The 246-nt window shown below is 70.7% G+C and carries 1 protein-coding gene; it reads left to right on the top strand.

Going from position 1 to position 246, the window contains the following annotated elements:
* Nucleotides 1–19: 19 nt before the first annotated feature.
* Nucleotides 20–246: hypothetical protein (locus tag UK12_RS35915; protein ID WP_197085450.1), on the top strand; the 227-nt coding region annotated here is incomplete at its 3' end.

Below are 246 nucleotides of genomic sequence, written 5' to 3'. Positions count from 1 at the left end.
CCGCGAAGCCGACGGCCGAATGGCGGTCTTCGTCCTCGGACCCAACGGCAACTCCATCGCAGTACGCGAACAGGTCGCACCGTCGGCCGGCTGGGGCGAATGGAACGGCTCCTTCGGCACCGCGTCCACCGGACTGTCGGTCGGCCGGAGTGCGGACGGCCGGATGGAGGTGTTCGCGGTCGCGCCCGACTACGGCTCGATCTCGCACATCTGGCAGACCGCGCCCAACGGCGGCTGGAGCGCCTG

The organism is Saccharothrix sp. ST-888, assembly GCF_000955975.1.
Classification (GTDB): domain Bacteria; phylum Actinomycetota; class Actinomycetes; order Streptomycetales; family Streptomycetaceae; genus Kitasatospora.
The sequence above is the reverse complement of the archived record's forward strand: the minus strand, read 5'-3'. Positions and strand labels throughout refer to the sequence as shown.